Source organism: Tianweitania sp. (assembly GCF_032053605.1).
Taxonomy (GTDB): Bacteria; Pseudomonadota; Alphaproteobacteria; order Rhizobiales; family Rhizobiaceae; genus Tianweitania.
The window spans coordinates 52,427-73,561 of the sequence record NZ_DAMBUH010000001.1 but is presented as its reverse complement, the minus strand read 5'-3'; the positions used below and the strand labels follow the sequence as shown (position 1 = coordinate 73,561).

The window sequence follows — 21,135 nt, the reverse complement described above, 5'->3', positions numbered from 1 at the left end:
CCCTGTTGCCGCGAATTTCCGAGCTGTTCGCCGAGTTCAGCAGCAAGCCATGATCGCGATCGCCATCCGAGACATTGCCGGTGATCTTTAGCCGGTTGGAGAACATGATGGCGTAGCCGACCGAGTTGCCGATCGAGACATTGTCGCTGACTTCGCTGTCATTGGTGTACATGTAGTGGATCGCGAAGCGCAGATCGCGAAAGGTGTTGCCGCTGAACGTGTTGTGTTTGCTGGCACTCGTCGCGATGCCGTCGCGGCCGAAGCTGATGTCGTTGTTGAGCAGCTTGGCGCCCGGCGCGTTCCAGACGGTGATGCCGCTGCCGGCCTCGCTCATGCGCCCGCTCTTCAGGCCAACGACGCGATTGTTGCGCGCGACTGAGTCGACAGCGCCGAAAAGATAGATGCCGAACAGGTTGTTGGTGACATCGTTGTTTTCCACGCGTGCACCCGTGGCAGACTGCGCGACGTAGATGCCGGAATCGCGCACCATCAGGTCGCGTCCTGATCCGCTGACACGCAAACCGCGCACGATCGCGCCAGGTGCGTTCACGGTGATCACGCTGCCTTTGCCGTTGCCGACCACCATGGCGCCTGGCTTGCCTTCAAGCACCATCTGCTTGTCGATCGTGATCGGGCCGGCATAGCTGCCTGCTTCAAGCGTGAGCGTGTCGCCAGGTGCAGCGTCCGAAATGATGGCTTGCAAGGCACGACCATCCGTTGGCGTAACCGTGAGGCTGGCCGCCAACGCAGGCGCGGGGAGGGCGGCCAATGTGGCCGCCATCCAGCGTGTTGTCGTCGCGAGACGCATGATCATCAGGCCGACTGCGGCTCGACGAACATGCGTCCCTTCATCTCCATGTGCATGGCATGGCAGAACCAGGAGCAGTAATACCACCACACACCCGGCTTGTTCGCCTTGAAGGTCACCGAAGCGGTGGCCTGCGGCGCGACTTCCATGTTGATGCCGTAGTTGATGATGGAGAAGCCGTGTGTGAGGTCTTCCACGTCGTCGATATTGGTGACGTAAACCGTCACCTCGTCGCCCTGCTTGACCGCAAACTGCTCCAAACCGAAGGCCGGTGCAGACGAGGTCATGTAAACGCGAACCTTGTTGCCGTCGCGGATCACCTGGCTGTCGATCATCAGGTCGATGCCGTCGGCCTGCGCCTGCTTCACAGCATCCGCAAACATCGGATCCGCACGATCCCAAACATTCACCGGGTTGATCTTCGATGAATGCACGATGGTGGCGTCATGCGGCTCGGCGAAAGAAGGGCTGTCATGCACGAGCACCATCTCGTCGCCGGAAATGTCGATGAGTTGGTCGTTCTCAGGCTTCAGCGGGCCGACATTCAGGTAGCGGTCCTTGGAGAACTTGTTCAGCGAGATCAGCCACTTGCCATCGGCTTCCTTGGTCTGGCCCATGGAAGTGTGGTTGTGGCCCGGCTGATACTGCACATCGAGCTTCTGGCGGATCGGATCGACCTTCTCGCCCTTGAAGGCGCGGATGGCGTCTTCGAGGTTCCACTTGCAGATCTGGCTGTCGAGGAACAGCGTCGTGTAGCAGTTGCCCCGGCCGTCATAGGCGGTGTGAAGCGGTCCAAGACCCACTTCCGGCTCGGCAACGACGGTGTCGCGCGGCTGAATCTTGTCGTCAAAGAGATCGTCGAACTTGCGCACGTCGAACACGGTAACAGTGGGCGACAGCTTGCCGTTGACCACGACATGGATGCCGTCCGGCGCGGTGTTGATGCCGTGCGGGCTGTTGGCCACCGGGACATAGCGGGTATAGGGCGAACCCTTGCTGCCGTCGATCACCGGCACGCCGCCCATCTCCTTGAAGTCGCCCTTGGCAACGGCTTCTTCGATGCGCTTCAGGTTGAAGATGACGATCCAATCCTGCTCGTTGGCGATCATCTCGGCGAGGTTGACGCCTTCTTCCGAGTTGTAGCAGGTCGCGAAGGCATATTTGCCCTGATAGTCGCAGTCGACATTGTCGAGGTTGCCGTCGATGGCCACCTGCCACGCAACCTTCATCGTGTCGCCATCGACGGCGCTGAAGATGGCCTGATACTGCTTCTTGTCGTCCAGGACCTTGCCGTCGTTCGGGATCGGCACGCCGTCTTCGCCATTGGCAAACACATAGCCGGTGCGCGGATATTTCTGAACGCGCAGGCCGTGAACCGTGTGCTGGTTCGGCAGCTGGATGATCTTGTCGCATTTCATGACGTCGAGGCGGATACGGCAAACGCGCGTGTTGGCCTTGTCGTTGGCGAACAGGTAGCGCCCATCATAGGTGCCTTCGGTGAAGGACGGATGCGGATGGTGCAGGTCGCCGTTGTGGTAGACGCCGCCCTGATCCTTGAGTGCCTCGATCGACTCCGGCAGCAAGCCTTCGGTCAGGATCTTGCGGCTCTCGTTGGTCTGACCCCAGCCCGTCGCGCTATCGCGGTTGAAGACGGGAATGCGCATCAGCTCGCGCATCGAAGGCATGCCGACGACGCGGACTTCGCCGCTGTGGCCGCCCGAGAAGAACGTGTAATATTCGTCGAGCTCGCCCGGCTTCACTTCCGTGGTGTGCTTCGAAGCCGACTGTGCTGCTGCCGGCGTAATGGCACCGCCGGTCAGCGTCACCGCGCCGCCGATGGTGGCCGCTCCGGCCGCCGCGATGGCTGCTGTCGACCCCAGCATCTGACGCCTGCTGAGGCGCATCTTGCTTTCTTCCATAGACATTCCGTTTCTCCTTGGTTGCCTATTCATGCGGAATTGCTGGCAGGCTGATCGGTCTTCGCGATCGGCACGCCTTTGTGAGTGATGACGGGTTTGGCAGGCGCTTCGCCGCGCGAGGCCGGCGTGGACAGCGCCATGAACTTCTCGCGCTTCAACCGCACCTGGATCATGTGCGGGCAGCGATGATCGTCGTGGTAGAGTTCCTGGCAGTGCATGCAGTAGATGCACTCGTTGACGTTGATCTGCCCTTCCGGGTGGATCGACTGCACCGGGCATTCCTTGGCGCAACGCTGGCAGGGCGAGCCGCATTCGGGATAGCGCTTCAGCCATTCGAACATGCGGATGCGGCCGGGAATGGCGAGTGCGGCACCCAGCGGGCACAGGTAGCGGCAATAGAAGCGCTCGATGAACAGACCGGCGGCCAGCATGGTCAGCGCGAAGATCACGAACGGCCATTCCCGCGCGAACTTCAGGATGATCGCGGTCTTGAAGGGCTCGACCTCGGCAAACACCTCAGCCAAAGCCAGCGAATAAAGCGACAGGCCGAACAGGCCGAGGAAGATGATGTATTTGATCGGCCAAAGCCGCTCATGCAGGCCCCAGGGAAGGCGGACCTGCGGCACCTTCAGCCATTGTGCGAGATTGTTGGTCAGCTCCTGCAGCGCGCCGTACGGGCAAAGCCAGCCGCAGAACGGTCCGCGCCCCCAGAACAGCAAACCGGCGGCGACCGATGCCCACAGAATGAAGATCAGCGGCGCCGACAGGAAGAACTCCCAGTTGAAGCCGTTGATCAGGGAGTTGAAGAAGGTGAGGACGTTCACCACTGAAAGCTGCGCATTGGCGTACCAGCCAAGCCAGACCAGCGTGAACAGCAGAAAGCCCCGCCGGATCCAGCCGAACATGATCGGACGCTTTACCAGCCAGTCCTGGAAGAAGAAAATGCCCGTCAGCACCACGAGGGCAACCGTGGCGATCGCAATGTTGATGCGGTTCATCTCCCACATCCGTACCCAGAGCGGCTGGCCGTCAGCGATCTGCTGATCGCTTAGGACCTGACCGGTATCTGCCGTCGCTGGTGCAGGTGAAGTGGAAGGCGCCGGAGTTGCCGCGGCCGGGGCAGGTGCCGGCACCTGCTCGATCGTCACATATTGGTCCGGCAGCGTGTAGCCCAAGTTGTAGGGCAAGACCGCCTTGTTGCGGCCTTCCGCATTTCGCTGCACCAGCATCTGCAATTCGAAAGGCTTGGTGACTTCGAAGGCAAAGTCGCTCGACACCACGAACAGGGCGATCTCGCGCAAACGTGGAGCGCCGTCGGCCGCAAGCGTGGGAATGCGCGTGTGGTCGCGATCGCGGAACCGCAACCCCTGACTATCCTGCAGCAACTCGATGCGATCGAAGATGCCGCCGCGCACATAGCCCGATCCCTTGAAGGAATAAGCGCCGTCACCGGCAACGAGCATCGCCGATTGGCCAGGCTTTAGCCGGGAGGCAAGACGGTCATAGGAAGTGTCGCCAAGCAGGCTTCGACCGATCGCCGGCACGCTAACGGGTGCAAGATAAAGGTCGATGAAGCGGTCGTCCGGATTGTGCGTTTCCGGCTTGTCCGCCGCAGCCGGCTGGTTGGCTTGGCGGAAGGCTTCCGACACTTCGCCAACCGTCATGCGCAGGCTGCGCACCGAGCCGTCGCCGATCAGCGTTTGCCAGTTGCTCGTGGCCGTCTTGGTGAGATCGAGCTTACGGATCTCCGTCGTCGTCGCTGCTGCCGTCGGCGCTCTGGCGTCGCTCAGCCGGTTGCTTCGTATGAGCTGAACCGCAGAGCGAGCAATGCTGTCGCCCATCACCAGAACCGTGACCGTCGCACCGCTGACGATATCCACCTGCGGCGGCCGCTCACTGCCCGTCGCGACGCGTCCCATGTCCTTGTCGACAAGGCCATTCAGCGCGGCGACGATCTTTGCTTCAGCAATGCCGATCAGCACGATCGGCTCATGATGCGCCACGATCTTGAAGCCGCGGATTACGCCCTTCGGATCGATGCCGACCACGATGTGGATCGGCTTGCCCGAATAACCGATCGAGTTCGTGAAATCGGAATTGAGGTAGGCGTAGCCGAGAAGCGAATCGCCCTTCTGAACCGGAACGATCTGTGGATCACCGATCGGCGCACCAAATCGATCCCCCCCTTCGAAAAGCTCGGACGGCTGCACCTTGTCCAGGAAGCTCGTCAACTGGCCTGCAGCGTGGCTCGGCCAAGCCAACAAAACAGCAATCAGCAGGGCGCCCAACAAGACGTAGAAATCGCGCGCCATATCGGTGGAAGAGCGAAAATGCACCATCTGATTTGTTAGTTCTGCGTCGCGAAACTCATATCTCGGACTGCTTATTCAGCTTGTCGGTGAGGGACTTTGCGGCAGAACAAACAAGCCGCATTAAGTTTGCGGCATATGCTTTTATCCAAAGGAAAAGCCCGCGCGTGCTGTGGGCGAGCCACATTGGAGACGCGTCATGAACCACCGCGAGCCTTGGATGCTCAACTCCATGGACGAATTGCTCGCCCAAGCCAAAGCGATGGAGCAGGAAGCCATCGCTGGCTACCACAAGCTGGCCGAGCGGATGCGGCAAGCCAAGCGCCCTGATCTGACCGCCGTCTTCGAAGCCTTGATCCGCGAGGAAGAAGGCCATCTCGGAAATGTCGAATCCTGGATGGAGAACAGTACCTTCGCTGCTCAGCTGGTTCAGCCGCCGTCGGAACCAATGTTCGATGATGAAGGCGCCGCGTTCGTCGCGCCCGAGCTTCTGGACGCTTATCGCGCCTTTGCTGTTGCCGTTCGAAACGAGGAACGGGCCTTCGTGTTCTGGACCTATGTGGCCGCCCATGCCGCATCAAACGAGATCCGACACGCCGCCGAGAAGATGGCTCGGGAAGAGCTGGGCCATGTCGCCACCCTTCGCCGTGAACGCCGCCGCGCTTTTCACGACCTGCGCGAAAAGCGCGAGCTCCAGTCCGTCGACCTGTTCCAGTTGGAAACGCAGCTAACCGACCATCTCAACCGTCTGGCAAGGCAAGTAGGTCCGGAAGAACACGCCTTACATAGCCTGGCAGAAAAAGCGGCCCTACGCGCCAAGGAAGCGAAGAAAGAAAGCCTCGGCAACAATGAATCTGTGGCAGACCTGCCTGAGGGAACAGCGGAGCGGCCACTAGCTCTCGCGGAATGGCTGCTCGACTTCTACCTCAACCGCGCTGAGAGCGAAGACGACGAATCGACTCGCCGTCATGCCCAAAGCTGCGCCGCGGATCTCGTCAGCACGATCTATCGGATGAACGGGCTATCGGGGACCGGCTAACAAAGGCAAGTCACGCTAAGAGCTCTTACGGCGTGCCCGTTTTGCGTCCCGATACATCCACATGGGTTTTTCGAAAGCATCGATTCACTTCGGCAAAACACGGTGATTCACAGATCGAAATTTGGTCGGGGAAGGAGGCAGCTGAACGGCAATCAGGCGAGAAAATGGTGGGCGATGAGAGACTCGAACTCCCGACATCCTCGGTGTAAACGAGGCGCTCTACCAACTGAGCTAATCGCCCTCAGCGCCGTTTCTGACCGGCGTGCTGCACGAAGTCCGTTACCAGTTTATACCAGAAGAAAATTCATCTTCTGCTTAAAGGGCTTTGGCTAACCCTTTGACGAGAATGGCGCGAGTGACGGGGCTCGAACCCGCGACCTCCGGCGTGACAGGCCGGCACTCTAACCAACTGAGCTACACCCGCGCATCTCGTGTCGCAACCGGTGGCCGCGACGTGGCGGTCAATTACGAAGTTCGTTCGGGGGTGTCAAGCGACCCTGGCAAAGAGTTTTGATGTTCCTGTGAATTCTTTTTCGAACGCAGCCGGCAGGGATCGTTTTCGCGGGTAGAAGGCCCTTGCTGCATCCAGACTTTTGGTCTTCGGCAGGTCGGGGTCGGCCGGCGCCATAGTGTCACTCGGTGACCGGGCGGCTTAGCGTAGGCCGGCCTTGCTGTTCATCGGTTGCGTATCGTGTTAACGGCGCAAGGACGCGTCTGGTGGACGCAAACAAGATCCACTCAGACAAGCACCAGTTCCTTTGTAGGCTGAAGGTGCGACGAAAGATCAAGTCGGGTGTATGAATAGACTGGTGACTGACAAGGTGCTGCAGAACCCCGCTCCGACCCCGAAGATCGCCTTTATCGTGACGGAAGACTGGTTCTTTGCATCGCATTTTCTGCCAATGCTGCGCGCCGCACGGCAAGCCGGGCTTGAGCCGGTGGTCATTACCCGGGTGAGGGATCATGCAGGTCTCATCGAGGCTGCTGGAGCCCGTGTGATCGCTCTGGAAGCAGATCGCCGCAGCCTCAATCCTCTCGGCCTTGTTTCGACTGTAACGAGGTTGGCCCGTATCCTGCGGCGAGAGAAGATCGACGCGGTCCATTGCATCGCCCTGCGTTCCATCCTTGTTGGCGCACCGGCGGCCCAGTTGGCTGGAATCAAGCGGCGGGTGTTTGCTGTCACGGGCGGTGGCCTTCTCAGTGCCAAGAAAGACCTTACCGGCCGCCTTGCCGATGCGGCGATCCGCTTGCCCATTCGCGGGCTTTTCCAGAGCAAGGAAACTCACTTCCTATTCGAGAACAGCGACGATCCCAGCCAGTTCGGCTTGCGGCCTGAAGATGCCAATGTGACGATTGTGGGCGGGGCGGGGGTTGATCCGGACCATCTGCAAGAGCTGCCGATGCCAGCCTTCCCACCGCTGCGCGTGGCGCTGGTTGCGCGTCTGCTATGGTCCAAGGGTGTCGACCTGGCCGTCGAAGCTGTCCGAATCGCGCGGGCCCAAGGCCATGACATCCGCCTCACGCTTTGTGGCGAGCCTGACCCGTCAAATCCTCGAGCCATCTCGCCCGCGCTTCTTGGTGAATGGTCGGCCGAAGAGGGGATTGAGTGGCGCGGCTTTGTTCGCGACGTTCGTACCGTCTGGCGAGAGCATCACGTCGCCTGCCTGCCGTCGCGTGGCGGCGAAGGCCTGCCCCGCACGCTTCTCGAAGCTGCCGCATGCGGTCGAGCCATCGTGACCACTGATGTTCCAGGATGCCGGCACCTGGTTCGGGATGGTATCGAGGGACGAATCGTCCCGCCGAACGATGCCCACGCGCTCGCTGATGCTCTGATTCAGCTATCGCAGGATCATGATGCCATGGTGCAAATGGGAGCCGCAGCGCGCCAGCGGATCCATCAAGGCTTCAGCGAGGCCGACATCATCGACGCCGTCGCGCAAATGTATGGGAAGCTGTTCTCAATCTTCGAACCGACCGGCGTCCAATCCGGCAGCCTGCTCGGTTCAGCGAAATCTTAGACCAGCCACGGCTTCTTGCGCCGCGGCGGGAAGGCAAGCTTGTATTCCTGATCGAGGTTCTCGAAATTGGGATTGTAGAACGGGTCGTTCATCAACTGCGGCTTCCACGTGTCGATCATGTACTGACACTCCGAGCGGAACCGCTGGACTTTCTCCGGCGCAAGATCAGAACCGCGGGAAACCGACTCGTAGTGGTAGAGTTCGGCAAAAGGCGTCCACAGGATGCGGTAGCCTGCCTGCCGCACACGCAAGCATAAATCGACATCGTTGAACGCGACTTTCAGGTCGGTCTCATTAAGCCCGCCGACCTCCAGGAAGACGCTGCGTCGAATTGCCAGGCAGGCCGCGGTCACGGCTCCGACATCGCGGACGAGCATTAGCTGGCCAAAGTAGCTGGAATCCTTTGACCCCTTTCCGTGACCGACATGCCCTGCCACCCCCGTCTCGCCATCGAAATGACCGGCGCCGAGTCGTACGCCGGCATGCTGGATACGATCATCGGCGTAATAAAGCTTGGCTCCCACGGCACCAACATCCTCACGGACTGCCAGGCTGACCATCTCTCGAAGCCAACCTTCGTGCATGACGTCGATGTCGTTGTTCAACAACAGGAGCACTTCGCCTCTGGCTTTACGGGCGGCTTCATTGTTCAAAGCCGAGTAGTTGAAGGCGCCGTCTATCCTGAGCACCCGGATACGTGAGTCGGTCGTCAGAGCGTCGAACAGAGAAAGCGTTTCGTCCTCGATGCTCTCATTGTCGACTATGATGATCTCGATGTTGTCGTAAGCCGTGCGATGAAGCAGGCCTTCAACGCACTGCTGAACCAACTGTGCGCGGTCACGCGTTGGGATGATGACGCTGACCAAAGGAGCAGGCGATGGCAGCGGCCATTCGATACGGTTCCAGGAGGGGACATGGGGATTGGCGACTGCCGTAGCCCCTTCGATGCTGGACGCCAGCTGGTTGTTGATCGACGTACGCGCAACCTTGATGCATCGCTCCAGTTGCGACTGCGAAAACGAACCACCACTCCGCTCCTGGCGCCAGTGGTACAAGATTGCAGGGATATGATGGATGCGCTCAGGCGAACAATGCTCGGAGTGGATCAGGCGGAGAACGAGATCATAATCCTGGCTGCCTTCCGCGCCGATTGTGAACCCTCCAAGCTGCTTTAATGTGCTGCGGCGATACACACCCAGATGGCTGATGTAGTTCTGGCCAAGGAGCTGATCATAGCTGTAGTCCGGCTTGAAATATGGATCGTAACGGCGACCGGTCTCGTCGATCTTGTCCTCATCCGAATAAACCAGCTCAGCATCCGGATGCGCGTCTAGGGTTACGGCCACTTCGTAAAGGGCATGCTCGGGAAGGATGTCATCGTGGTCAAGCAAGGCCACGAACTCGCCGGTTGCAAGCTCCAGTGCGCTGTTGCTCGCCGCAGAAATGTGGCCATTGCTCTCGCGGCGCATCCACTTGATGCGAGAATCGTCCTTGGCGAACACTTTCAGGAGCTCGGCGATCTGCGCAGACGGTGACGCATCATCGGCGATACACAGCTCCCAATGCGGATAGAGCTGCGCCTGGACCGATTGAATCATCTGCCGGAAGGTCTCGGCCGGCGTGTTGTAGGCAGGAACAACGATCGAAATGAGAGGCTTGTATGAAAGCCTGTCGATGTGTCTGCGAATGGAGCTTCGGTCTTCGTTGGAAAGCGTGTCATACAGCGCAATCCAATTTTGATAATCATCGGCGATCGCAGTTGAACTTGTGTCGCTGAGCGATCGTGCGACGCCGGCTAGAAGACCACGCAGGCCTTCACGATCATACCGATCCCGAAGGTACCACCAGCGTGCCCGCGTCAGGTGAGGCGTGGATGCCCAGTAAGCAGCTTTGAGGCTCAAGCGCGCGATGCGGCGCGCCGAAACAGGGAGATTAGAGCCCAACTTACGAAGGGGCGACGTTGACCTCCACATGCAGCTGCCTTCAATGACCTGCAGCGAAGTGCTCGCTATATGCAGGTCCTGGCGTAGCTTCTCTGCCTGCTCCAGCGCTTCTGACGTGAGAGCGGCGGTCTTCACCAGCTCAGACTCCAGCTGCTTTATACGGTGATGAGCCGAAAGGTTGTCGCGGCTTAGCTCTGCCACCTTGGCATCGTGAGCGCGATCGGCTTCATCCTTAGCGGCGCGCAAATCATGCAGAGTTGCCTCGAGCAAACGGTGCTGATGGTCCGCTTTCTGCCTTGCCACTTTCTGCGCAAAAGCTGTCAGGCGATCAGCACTGATGGACGCGGCTGTTCGTCTGACGACAAAGGCATGCCAGGTCAGATAGGAGGCGGAATGCTCTTCAACGGGCGCAAAGCCTTGTTCTGCGAAGCGCTGCAGCCACCAGAGCGTCGGCCGCACGTTGATGTGGGTTGGTTCCTCAAAGTCGTCCGGAGATGAAGAGAACAGGACGAGATCAGAAGCCGAGCAGAGATGGGCAAGCGCACGGCGACCGTCATCCTCGGTCATATGTTCGAGAACCTCAATGCAAGTCACCAAATCGTACTTGCCGGAGATCGTCTCGGTGAGAGATCCTTGCTCCGCATACTCGCGGATGTCCTGGCGCACCTGACTTATCGCAAAATGAGATATGTCGCGCCCGCGTGCTTCGACGCCTCGATGCCAGAAAGCTTCCATGAGGAAGCCGTGCGCGCAACCAGCATCAAAAACGGTGTTCGGCGAGAAAGCATCAATCAGCTGGCTTGCCACATTCGCGAAGAACTGTGCCCAAGCAGGTTCGCTGCGGTCATAGGGAAGCTTGCCGCAATGCGAACGATAGTAATCCGCATCGTAGACGGGATCGAGGTCAGCCATCGCAATTGCCTTCCTAAGCCGTGGGTACGGCATGCGCCTCGTTATAGGCCGCCAGAATTTCATCGAGAGGGCCGATGGCGCGCTGGCGCCCATGCTCCATCCACAAGCCGGTGGTACACCATTGCCGCAGGAGTTCTTCAGAATGCGAGGCCACCACAAGGAGGCCGGCTTCCCCGATGAAGTTGCGTAGGCGCTCTTTCGCATGCTGGAGAAAGGCGGCGTCGCCGGCGCCGATGCCTTCGTCGATCAGCAGAATTTCCGGTGTGATCGAAGTGGAGACAGCAAAAGCCAGCCGTGTGCCCATGCCGGCACTGTAGGTCCGCATGGGCATATTGAGAAACTCGCCAAGCCCAGAGCTTCGTCCAATCTCTTCAGAACGCTGCTCGATCTCCTTGCGGCTATAACCAAGCAGCATGCCGCGCAGGATGATGTTCTCCCAGCCGGAGGCTTCGGGATCCATCCCGAAGCCGATGTCGAACATTGCTGCGACGTCGCCTTCGACTTTGACGGAACCCGCAGTTGGCTCGTAGATGCCGGCCATGACACGCAGGATGGTCGACTTACCGGCGCCGTTGTGACCGATAAGCCCGATCCGCATGCCATGGGTGAGATCGAGCGACAGATTGTCGATCGCCCGGATCGTGACCTTCTTGCTGCCTGCGGTCGGCTTGATCTGGCCGCCGGTTACCGCGGCAAGAACGTTGTTCTTCAACGAGCGGCTGCTGACATCCAGGATGGGAATATCGACGGAGACGTTCTGCAGGGTGATCGCGGCCATATGACTTAAGCCCAGTATGCGATGCGGGCGCGGAAGCGCGAGAAGAAGGCCAGCGCCAAGACGCCCATTACAATCGTGATGCCGATGCAAACGAGCCAATTCAGCAGTGAGCCTGTCTGACCAAGCAGCGGATCGCGTGCAATTTCGATGAAGTGGTAGAAGGGATTGATGTTCACGAACACCGCCCGTTCTGGGATCTGCGTCGCACTCCAGAGGATCGGAGTCATAAAGAATGCAACCTGGATGATGCTGGCGATGATCATCGGAATGTCTCGGAAGCGAGCACACAGGGGGCCCAGGATCATCGCACAGAACATCCCGTTCAGTGCCATCAAGATGAGCGCTGGGACGGCGAGGAGTACCTGGAACCCCGGATTGATTCCGAACAGCACGGCAATGATGATGTAAATGACGAAGTTGTGCCCGAAGGCGATCAGCTGCGACCAAACAAATTGGAAGACGTAAACGCTGAGCGGTAACCTGATCTGCCGAATCGAGCCTGCCGCACTCGAAAACACGTTGCAGGACGCCGTGATGGTGCCGCCGATGAAACCCCACATGATGAATCCGATCGCCAGAAACGGCAGGTACTCTCGAATGTCCATTTTGAAGATCTGGGAATACAGGATGCCCAGGCCGGCCACCATGATGCCCATCGAGAGCGTCAGCCACAGCGGCCCTAATACCGAGCGCTGATAATGCCGGCGGATGTCGCGCCAGCCGAGGAACAACCAGAGTTCGCGCAAGCGAACACCTTCGCGCAAATCATTCCATACCGTGGCCAGACGGCCCGTTGCGGCATCCGCGGCATTGATCGCCAATACGCGCTGCGAGGAAGAAGCAGGCAAGAATCGTCCTTTACTCAAAAGCGCGCTATAAAGCAGCTGTAGACGCTAATTGTCGCCCAAGCAGCGTTGCAATCAGGCAGCCTGCTGGGCAAGCCGCTGCAGATACTTCCCATAATTGCTTTTGCCTAGAGCGTTCCCGAGTTCAGTGAGCGCAGCCGCGTCAATGAAGCCGAGGTTGAAGGCAATTTCCTCGGGGCAGGCGATCTTGAAGCCTTGACGATGTTCGAGCGTCCGCACGAACTCAGCTGCCTCCAAGAGCGAGTCCGGCGTGCCAGTATCCAGCCAGGCAAAGCCACGTCCCATGGTTTGAACGTTCAGGCTGCCTTCCTCCAGATAGACGCGGTTCAAATCGGTAATCTCAAGCTCGCCGCGCGGCGATGGCTTCAGATTACGGGCAAACTGCGAGGCACGACCATCATAGAAATATAGCCCGGTGACGGCCCAGTTCGAGGCAGGGTTCAGCGGCTTTTCTTCGATCGAGATGGCACGACCGGTCTTGTCGAAAGCCACAACACCGTAACGTTCCGGATCCTGCACGTGGTACGCGAAAACCGAAGCGCCATGAGCCTGATTTGCTGCGCTCTGCAGTCTTTGCGGAAGGCCGTGTCCGTAGAACAGGTTGTCGCCGAGGATCAGGGCGGAAGGCTCTCCGCCGATAAATTCCTCGCCGATCAAGTAAGCTTGCGCCAGCCCGTCCGGGCTCGGCTGTTCCTCGTAGGAGAAATTGACCCCCCACTGCGACCCCGAGCCGAGCAGGGCCTTGAAGCGAGGAAGATCGTGCGGGGTGGAGATGATCAGGATGTCTCGAATGCCTGCCAGCATCAGTGTCGACAAGGGATAATAGATCATCGGCTTGTCGTAGACCGGCAGCAACTGCTTGGACGCCACCAAAGTCATTGGGTGCAAGCGTGTACCGCTACCGCCCGCAAGGATGATGCCCTTCATGATACCTGCTCGTCCATATGTTACTCTATAGAGCGCGCTCATACCGGCGGCATCCGCATAAAACCAGAGGAAACTACGGAGAGCTGCCTGACGGCTGGTGGTCAGCGCTTCACTTTGTGTTAAGAAGACACCGGGTGTTAAGAAGACACCGGCTCGTTTAGAAACTTGCCTATGCCACCGCATGCTCGTCGCAACGGCAGGCGACGCCATCCATTTTCCACAAGGCCCGCTCGCTCGTTGCCATTCCCCGCGATCAAACAAGCCAGCGCTGATGAGACCTTGCTGACGCCGCAGACGATCGTCAGCGTGCTCGTGACCTACAACCCGGATTTAGATGGGTTCACGCAGGTGCTGCACGCGCTTGTTCCTCAGGTTAGCCGTTTGATTGTGGTCGACAACGGCTCGTCAAAGTCCGAGGTGGTAGCTGCGCTTGTAGAGGGGATCGATGCCACGTGGATGCCGCTTGGCCTCAACGAAGGCTTAGCATCGGCGCAGAACAGAGGCTTGCAGGTGGCGCTAGATTCAGGAGCTGCGGGCGTTCTGCTGATGGACCAGGATACGGTCCTCCATCCCGATGTCGTTAGTTCCTTGACCTGTCTGCACAACCGACTTCAAGCGCAAGGTGTGCCGATTGGATCCGTCGGCAATGCATTCCGCGACACGCATGACGGCAGGATTGCCGCCGTTTGGCGGGCAAAAGGATGGCGTGTGGTTCGCACAACAGTTCAGGCCAACGATCCCGATCCAGTTGAAGCGGACTTCGTGATCGCGTCCGGCTCGCTTCTTCCTGCCCGCGTGTTGCGGGACGTTGGCTTGATGGACGCCCCGTTGTTCATCGATCTGGTTGATCTCGAATGGGGTTTTCGCGCGACGGCGCGCGGCTACCGGCACTTTCAGAGTGCGCAGGTAGTCATGGATCACACGATCGGTGCTGGGCGGGTCAAGCTCGCCGGCCGCAACATCTCCCTTCACGCGCCTATCCGCAATTATTACTGGGTCCGCAATGCGCTTCTGCTTGCCAAACGGTCCTACATCAAACCTGGCTGGCGCCTGTTTTTTGCTTACCGAGCCATTGTGTATATTGCCGTTTACACCTTGAAGGGTGAGGCAAAGTCGAAGCGATTGCGGTTGATGCTTCGCGGTTTTCGGGATGGAATCATTGGGCGTGCTGGCGCTCTCTGAAAAGATGGCCCGCTTATTGCCGCGGATGATACGCCGAAGCAGCCACCATAGATGAATTCGCCAAACATACGTCCAGGCGATCCTAGCCCTCCCAAGTTTTCCCCAGCCTCGTTGCAAAACGAATCGACCCGACGAAATCATGATGGTAGCACGTGCTACCATGCCGGATGCCCGTCCTACCTCCATGCAGAAGATCGCCGATGCCGTTGGCGTGTCGCGTGCGACTGTAGCTAACGCGCTGTCGGGCAGCGGTCGCGTTTCGGTCGAGGTGGCTGACCGTGTTCGTGCTGCCGCAAAGGCTATGAACTATGTGCCCTCGCATGCAGGGCGTGCACTGAGGACGGGTCGCAGCACGCTGTTGGGCCTGGTGGTCCCAGACTTCTCCATGCCGCTGTTTCCCGACTTTGTGCGTGCTTTCGAACGCGCTGCCCACACGTAGGGCATGGCGTTGCTGGTTGGCGACGCAATGAGCGATCCGGCGATGCAGACGCAGCGTGTGCAGGACTTCCTGGGCCGTGGCGTCGAAGCCCTGATCGTCATTCCGCTTCGCGGTGCTCCCTTTGATGCAGGGGCCTTTTCCGTGCCGGTTGCAATCGTCGATAGCGGCAGCAACCCTGCTAACATGGTCTCATCGGACCACCGGGAAGGTGGGCGCTTGGTGGCGCGGCATCTGGTCGAGCTTGGCCATATGAACGTGCAGATCCTCCGTTCGGCGGCACAATCCTACGTGTCGCAGGATAGGGTCGCCGGAATGCGCGACGTGTTCGACGAGGCTGGCGTCGACTGTCGTGAGGATGGTGTGCGGCCTGATTTCGAAAGCGGGCGCCACTTTGCCCTTGGATGGCGCATGGGTGAGGCGACTGCGATCTGTGCGGCCTACGACGCGATTGCCGTCGGTGCTATTTCCGGTTTGTTGGAGCGCGGCGTTCGCGTGCCGCAAGATCTGTCCGTCACGGGTTTCGACGACTTGATCTGGGGTCGTATCGTCAATCCACCGCTCACGACGATCCGCCAGGATCTCACTTCCATTGCCGAGCACGCGCTCGCCGTTGCCACCGGTCGCGCCAGCGGCTCGTGGCTTTCACCGATGACGCTCGTCGTCCGCGCTTCAACTTCTGTTCCCCGCTTCTCTTCTTGCGAAAGGAAAATCGCATGACCGCCCGCAACATCCTGGCCTTGGGTGCAATGAGCCTGCTTGCGCTAGGGTCCAGCTCGGCCTTCGCCCAGCAAAAGACCCTGACCATCTCCGTCTACGGCATCGCACAGGACGCCTATAAGACAGCGCTCTACGATCCGTTCGAAGCCCAGTGTGGCTGTAAGGTGGTGGTTGAATCGGGCACCGCTTCGGAACGTCTGGCCAAGCTCGAAGTGAATGCCAGCGCGCCCGCGGTCGACGTCATCGCTTTCTCGGACGCCAACGCGCTCGAGGCTGCAAACAAGGGTTTGCTCGCGCCGATCGATCCGGGAAAGGTGCCGAATCTCGCTGAGATCTACGACTTCGCCAAGGATCCGCTCGGCAACAAAATGGGCGTCGGCTACACGTTCTACGGCACGTCGATCGTGTATCGCTCCGACCTCGTGAAGATCGAAAGCTGGCTCGACCTGTTCAAGCCGGAACTCGCGGGTCAGGTGGCGCTGCCGAACATTACGGGCACGCAGGGCCCGATCACCCTGTTCATGCTTCAAAAGGCGATCGGCAAGGACGATCCGAAGTTCGCTGATGCGATCGATCTCGTCGCCGAGCACAAGGGCGATGTCGTGACCTTCTACAACAGCGGCTCGCAACTCACCCAATTGCTGCAGCAGGAAGAAGTCATCGCTTCGGTCACCGGCCGCTTTTCTTGGCCGAGCCTCATGAAGCTCGACATGCCGATCGCCTGGGCGACGCCGAAGGAAGGCCAGACGGGCGGCATGAACGTGCTGGCTTTGGTGAAGGGTGCCAAGGACCCTGAACTTGCACAGCAGTTCATCAACTACTGGCTCTCTGCCGAAGTGCAGCAGAAGCTGGCCGAAGGACTAGTGGACAGCCCGGTGAACACCAAGGTCACGCTGCCCGAGAATAAGGCCGAAGGCCTGACCTACGGTGCGGACTCGGCAAAAGCCATCAACTTCCTGCCGCCGGCACAGCAACTTGAAAACCGCGACGCTTGGCTTTCCGGCTGGAACAGCAAGGTCGCCAACTAACCGCCCGCGAGGGTTTGAAGGGCGGTCGCGCGTCGGCCGTCCGGAGATCGCCATATGTTCGCTAACCGCCGTCTCGGCATCCTGCTACTCGCGCCCGCGACGTTGTTCGTGCTGGTCGGGTTCATCATCCCCGTTTTGATCCTGCTCGCTGGCGCGTTCAGAACAGGCGATGCGTGGACGTTTGCCAACTATACCGACTTCTTCTCGCAGCCGCTCAACCGGGAAGTGTTCCTGCGCACCTTTAGGCTCGGCCTGATCGTGACAGCGGTATCGGCCGTCCTCGGCTATGGCGTGGCGATGGCGGTTGTAGAGGCTGGGCCGAAATCAAAGGGGCGGCTTGTAGCGCTCCTCGTTCTGCCGCTGATGATTTCGCCTGTCGCTCGAACCTATGCCTGGCTGGTGATCCTGGGCCGAACCGGCTTCGTGAATGTGGCGCTGACCTCGATCGGCGCGACGGATGCGCCGCTGCGCATCCTGTTCACCGAAACAGCCGTCTTCATTGGTTTGATCCAGCTGTTCTTTCCGCTGATGGTCCTGCCGCTCATCTCGTCGCTGGAGAACATGCCGCGCGACGTCGTGCCGGCGGCGCGCGTGCTTGGTGCCAGCTGGTTCTCCGTGTTCTTCAAGGTGATCCTTCCTTTGACCCGCGAAGGCCTCGTGGTCGGCGGCACGCTGGTCTTTGTCGGCTCGCTCACCGCTTATGTCACGCCGGCGATCCTCGGCGGCTCCAAGGTCTTGATGCTGGAAACGCTGCTTTATCAACGCGTTTCCGTCGCCAATGACTTCGCCTCGGCCGCCGTGATCGCCGTGATCCTGATCGTGATGTCGATCCTTACAAACATCCTGCTGAAGCGGCTCGCTTCGGTGCGGCGGAGGCGCTGATGCGGTTCGCAGGAAATACACTTCTCACCCTGGTGCTGATCTTCCTGATCGGTCCCTTCGTCATCATTTGCATCGCTGGTCTGTCTGGCGGCGAAACGCTGGCTTTCCCGCCGCAAGGTTTGTCGCTGCGCTGGGTGCAGCGCGTGTTCGAGATCGAGAGCTTTCGATCCGCTTTCTGGCTGTCGATATCGCTGGCGATCGGCTCGACGCTGCTTGCGCTGATCCTCGGCATCCCAGCCGCTTATGCGCTCGACCGCTACAATCCGCCGATGGCGGAGACCATCCGCAACATCGTGACCGCGCCGATCATCGTGCCGGGTATCATTGTCGGCCTGGCTCTGCTGCGCCACCTCGTCGTGCCGCTTGGTATCCCGATCACGCTGGCGCTGATCATTGGCCACACCGCGCTGCTGGTCCCTTATGCCGTGCGCGTCGTATCCGCGAGCCTGATCAACCTGCGAACCGATGTGGAGGAAGCAGCCGTGATGCTGGGTGCCACGCGGCTGCAGAGCTTCTTCAAGGTGGTGCTGCCGAATATCCGCTCCGGCATCCTCGCCGCCTTCATCATCGGCTTCATCACATCGTTTAATCAGGTTCCCATATCGCTGTTCTTGACCGGTCCGGGCATCACCACATTGCCGATTGGCATGATGTTTTACATGGAATTCAACTTCGACCCGTCCGTCGCGGCCTTGTCCGGCCTGCTGGCGATCATGTCGCTCGCCATCGTGATGCTGGCCGAGAAGCTGCTGGGACTTTCGCGCTATGTCTGACTTTCTCAAGCTCGAAAAGCTGACGCTGAACTATGGCGGCCCAACGCCTGCGGTGGAGAATCTGGATTTCTCCATGCAGGCCTCGGAACTGGTCGCGCTGCTGGGTCCATCCGGCTGCGGCAAGACCACGACGATGCGGGCCATCGCCGGTCTGATGAAGCCGGCCTCCGGCACGATCACGCTCGATAGCCGAGACATCACCCGCGTGCCAGCAAACAAGCGTGGGGTCGGGCTGGTGTTCCAGTCCTACGCGCTGTTCCCGCATCTCAGCGTCTTCGAGAATGTGGCGTTCGGCCTGCGGCTTGCCCGTGTGTCCAGCGCCGATATCAAGCGGCGCGTGGATGCGGTGCTTGCATCTGTCGGCCTGTCGCATCTGGCCGATCGGCAGCCCCGCGAACTGTCCGGCGGTCAACAACAGCGCGTGGCGCTTGCGCGCTCGATCGTTGTCGAGCCGAAGCTGCTTTTGCTCGACGAGCCGCTTTCAAATCTCGATGCGCGGCTGCGGCTGGAAATGCGCTCCGAACTCTCGCGCCTCCAAGACGAACTCGGCATTACGATGATCTATGTCACCCATGACCAGGCCGAGGCGCTGGCGCTTGCCGACCGGATCATCGTGATGCGGGAAGGGCGCATCGAGCAGTCGGGAACGCCGGAAGACATCTACGAGCGGCCGGTCTCGATCTTCGTCGCCAATTTCATGGGGTTCGAGAACTGCTTCGAGTTGAGTGGCGGCAAGCTGAAGGGTATCGCCCCCGTCGGCTTCGAAACCGGGTCCGCTGCCGGTGTCGCTTGGCGTCCGCATGCCGTGGCGTTGGGGCAGGGCGCGCATAAGGGCACGGTGGTCGGCGCGAGCTACCTCGGACAGGTCGTGGAGTATCTTCTTTCAACCTCGCTCGGCGACATAAAGGCGGAAGCGCCGGCATCCGCGCCGCGCCACGGGATGAGCGAAGAGATCGCCTTCGACCTGCCGCAAGCCGGCGCGGTTCTTCTGGCACGGCGGTGAGCCTCTTGTCGCCAAACGCTGGCCCCGTCTGGATCGACACGGATATGGGCTTCGACGATCTCGCCGCCATCCTGATGGTGGCGGCATCACGCCCCATAGCAGGCCTGTCGCTGGTTGCCGGCAACGTCATTCTGCAGCAGGTCGAGCGCAATGCATTGGCGGCAGCCGCCGAGTTTGGCTGGGACTTTCCGATCCACCTGGGCGCTGCAGAGCCTCTCAGTGGCAGACTCGCGACCGCCGACTATGTTCTTGGTTCCGACGGTATGCCGGGCAGGGGCCGCAAGCTCCTGTCGGTGGAAGGCAACGCTTTGCCGGATGCCACCGGCGCCATCGCCCGCTTCATCGAAGGCGGCGGACGTGACATCCTCGCTATCGGCCCGCTGACCAATCTTGCGCATCTTGCCCAAACGCGGCCCGATCTCCTGACGCTCCCCGATCTGCGTCTAGTCTGGATGGGCGGTTCAGCTGGTCCGGGCAACCATACGGCTGCTGCCGAATTCAATGCCGCTGTTGATCCTGAGGCCATCGCCATTCTCATCGATGCCGGTGCGCGCATCTGCATGGTGGGCCTCGATTGCTGCCGTCAGGTGGCGGTGACGCTCGATGATGTCGAGCCGCTACGCGTCCAACCATCCGAACGCGCGCAACTGCTTGCCGATTTGCTCGAAGGCTATGTCCGTATCGCCGATGACGGCCGTCGGCCGATGGCGCTCTACGATCCAGTCGCAGCTGCGGCGATGGTTGATCCCGAGAGCGTGATCTTCGCGCCAGCGCGGCTCGATGCGGAGTTGAACGGCACGCTGACGCGCGGCATGACCGTTATTGAATGGCGTGCCCGCAAGGCCGAACCTAACGCGCTGATTGCGACGACGGCTGATGCGCCCCGCATCCGTGCCCTGATGCAGGCAGCCCTTATACACGCTGCCGAAGGATAGAACCGATGACCCAGGCTGCATCTTCCATCGAACCGCAGGATCTCAACGCCCCGGAGTTGCGCGATCGCGCCGTGAATGCTGCAACGTGCCGGGCGCCGTTCGATATCTTGTTGATCAATGGCCGGCTTGTGGATGTCGCAACCTCAGAAATCCGCGACGCCGATATCGGCCTTGTCGGGCCATTGATCGCCTCAGTTCATCCGCGCGGAAACCGCTTGGACGCGGCCAAGGTGATCGATCTTGCTGGCGCCTTCATCGCGCCGGGACTCATCGACATGCACATGCATATCGAAAGCTCGATGTGCACACCGCGCCGTTATGCCGAAGTGGTGGTGCCGCAGGGAACGACGACCGTCGTCTGGGACCCGCATGAAGTCGGCAATGTTGCAGGGCTCGACGGTGTGCGCTGGGCGACGGAAGCCGCAAGCGATCTGCCGCTACGCGTGCTGACGCTCGCACCATCCTGCGTGCCGTCCGCGCCCGGCATCGAGATGGCGGGCGCCGAATTCAACGCGTCCGAGATGGCCGAGATGCTGTCTTGGCCGACGATCCACGGCGTGGCGGAAGTCATGGACATGCGCGGCGTGCTCGACCGCTCACCGAAGATGCGTGGCATCGTTGATGCCGGCCTGGCCTCTGGCAAATTGGTCTGCGGCC

Annotated in this window: 17 protein-coding genes, 2 tRNA genes and 1 pseudogene; 11 read left to right on the top strand and 9 right to left on the bottom strand. The window is 60.0% G+C overall.

The window, feature by feature from the left end; genetic code table 11:
* The 3 genes from RTX98_RS00360 to RTX98_RS00350 all read right to left on the bottom strand — a co-directional run.
* On the bottom strand, positions 1–817 hold an 817-nt coding region (locus RTX98_RS00360; protein WP_416223034.1), incomplete at its 3' end, for a NosD domain-containing protein.
* Positions 814–2,733: a TAT-dependent nitrous-oxide reductase gene (gene nosZ, locus RTX98_RS00355; protein ID WP_312793801.1), complete on the bottom strand. Its 1,920-nt coding sequence runs from the start codon at positions 2,731–2,733 to the stop codon at positions 814–816. The genes nosZ and RTX98_RS00360, both read right to left, overlap by 4 nt.
* Positions 2,734–2,756: 23 nt before the next feature.
* Entirely contained in the window at positions 2,757–5,066 is a 2,310-nt protein-coding gene (locus tag RTX98_RS00350) for a 4Fe-4S binding protein (protein WP_312793800.1), read from the bottom strand.
* 169 nt (positions 5,067–5,235) lie between these two features.
* Between RTX98_RS00350 and RTX98_RS00345 the strand changes: the two genes are divergently transcribed.
* Positions 5,236–6,075 (top strand): ferritin family protein, encoded by an 840-nt coding sequence (locus tag RTX98_RS00345; protein WP_312793799.1) that lies wholly within the window; start codon positions 5,236–5,238, stop codon positions 6,073–6,075.
* A 165-nt stretch (positions 6,076–6,240) separates the two neighbouring features.
* Here the strand turns inward: RTX98_RS00345 and RTX98_RS00340 are convergent.
* Both RTX98_RS00340 and RTX98_RS00335 read right to left on the bottom strand, forming a co-directional pair.
* Positions 6,241–6,316: transfer RNA gene (locus RTX98_RS00340), tRNA-Val, on the bottom strand.
* Positions 6,317–6,422: 106 nt separating this feature from the next.
* Positions 6,423–6,499: transfer RNA gene (locus RTX98_RS00335), tRNA-Asp, on the bottom strand.
* A gap of 373 nt (positions 6,500–6,872) precedes the next feature.
* On the opposite strand from RTX98_RS00335, the gene RTX98_RS00330 reads away from it, so the two are divergent.
* Complete coding sequence (locus RTX98_RS00330; protein WP_312793798.1) at positions 6,873–8,093, top strand: glycosyltransferase family 4 protein; 1,221 nt, start codon at positions 6,873–6,875, stop codon at positions 8,091–8,093.
* Here the strand turns inward: RTX98_RS00330 and RTX98_RS00325 are convergent.
* The 4 genes from RTX98_RS00325 to rfbA form a co-directional block, all read right to left on the bottom strand.
* Positions 8,090–10,948 (bottom strand): glycosyltransferase, encoded by a 2,859-nt coding sequence (locus RTX98_RS00325; RefSeq protein WP_312793796.1) that lies wholly within the window; start codon positions 10,946–10,948, stop codon positions 8,090–8,092. The genes RTX98_RS00330 and RTX98_RS00325 overlap by 4 nt on opposite strands.
* Before the next feature lie 13 nt (positions 10,949–10,961).
* Positions 10,962–11,726, bottom strand: coding sequence for an ABC transporter ATP-binding protein (locus RTX98_RS00320; protein ID WP_312793794.1), 765 nt, complete (start codon positions 11,724–11,726; stop codon positions 10,962–10,964).
* A gap of 5 nt (positions 11,727–11,731) precedes the next feature.
* Entirely contained in the window at positions 11,732–12,574 is an 843-nt protein-coding gene (locus RTX98_RS00315; protein WP_312793792.1) for an ABC transporter permease, read from the bottom strand.
* A gap of 72 nt (positions 12,575–12,646) precedes the next feature.
* Entirely contained in the window at positions 12,647–13,519 is an 873-nt protein-coding gene (rfbA, locus tag RTX98_RS00310) for a glucose-1-phosphate thymidylyltransferase RfbA (protein ID WP_312793902.1), read from the bottom strand.
* A gap of 279 nt (positions 13,520–13,798) precedes the next feature.
* On the opposite strand from rfbA, the gene RTX98_RS00305 reads away from it, so the two are divergent.
* From RTX98_RS00305 to RTX98_RS00265, 9 genes and pseudogenes are all read left to right on the top strand, one after another.
* A complete protein-coding gene (locus RTX98_RS00305; RefSeq protein WP_312793791.1) occupies positions 13,799–14,701 on the top strand; it encodes a glycosyltransferase family 2 protein in 903 nt (300 codons plus the stop codon).
* A 142-nt stretch (positions 14,702–14,843) separates the two neighbouring features.
* Positions 14,844–15,140, top strand: coding sequence for a LacI family DNA-binding transcriptional regulator (locus RTX98_RS00300; RefSeq protein ID WP_312793790.1), 297 nt, complete (start codon positions 14,844–14,846; stop codon positions 15,138–15,140).
* 3 nt (positions 15,141–15,143) lie between these two features.
* Positions 15,144–15,857: a substrate-binding domain-containing protein gene (locus RTX98_RS00295; protein ID WP_312793789.1), complete on the top strand. Its 714-nt coding sequence runs from the start codon at positions 15,144–15,146 to the stop codon at positions 15,855–15,857.
* Positions 15,854–16,885, top strand: a complete 1,032-nt coding sequence (locus tag RTX98_RS00290; protein ID WP_416223033.1) for an ABC transporter substrate-binding protein — start codon at positions 15,854–15,856, stop codon at positions 16,883–16,885. Before RTX98_RS00295 ends, RTX98_RS00290 begins: the two co-directional genes overlap by 4 nt.
* 54 nt (positions 16,886–16,939) lie before the next feature.
* Entirely contained in the window at positions 16,940–17,767 is an 828-nt protein-coding gene (locus RTX98_RS00285; RefSeq protein WP_312793788.1) for an ABC transporter permease, read from the top strand.
* Positions 17,767–18,540: an ABC transporter permease gene (locus tag RTX98_RS00280; protein WP_189501552.1), complete on the top strand. Its 774-nt coding sequence runs from the start codon at positions 17,767–17,769 to the stop codon at positions 18,538–18,540. Before RTX98_RS00285 ends, RTX98_RS00280 begins: the two co-directional genes overlap by 1 nt.
* Positions 18,533–19,543, top strand: a complete 1,011-nt coding sequence (locus RTX98_RS00275) for an ABC transporter ATP-binding protein (RefSeq protein ID WP_312793782.1) — start codon at positions 18,533–18,535, stop codon at positions 19,541–19,543. Before RTX98_RS00280 ends, RTX98_RS00275 begins: the two co-directional genes overlap by 8 nt.
* 5 nt (positions 19,544–19,548) lie before the next feature.
* Positions 19,549–20,478, top strand: coding sequence for a nucleoside hydrolase (locus RTX98_RS00270; RefSeq protein ID WP_312793780.1), 930 nt, complete (start codon positions 19,549–19,551; stop codon positions 20,476–20,478).
* A 5-nt stretch (positions 20,479–20,483) separates the two neighbouring features.
* A pseudogene (locus tag RTX98_RS00265) lies at positions 20,484–21,135 on the top strand (amidohydrolase family protein); the annotation flags it as partial.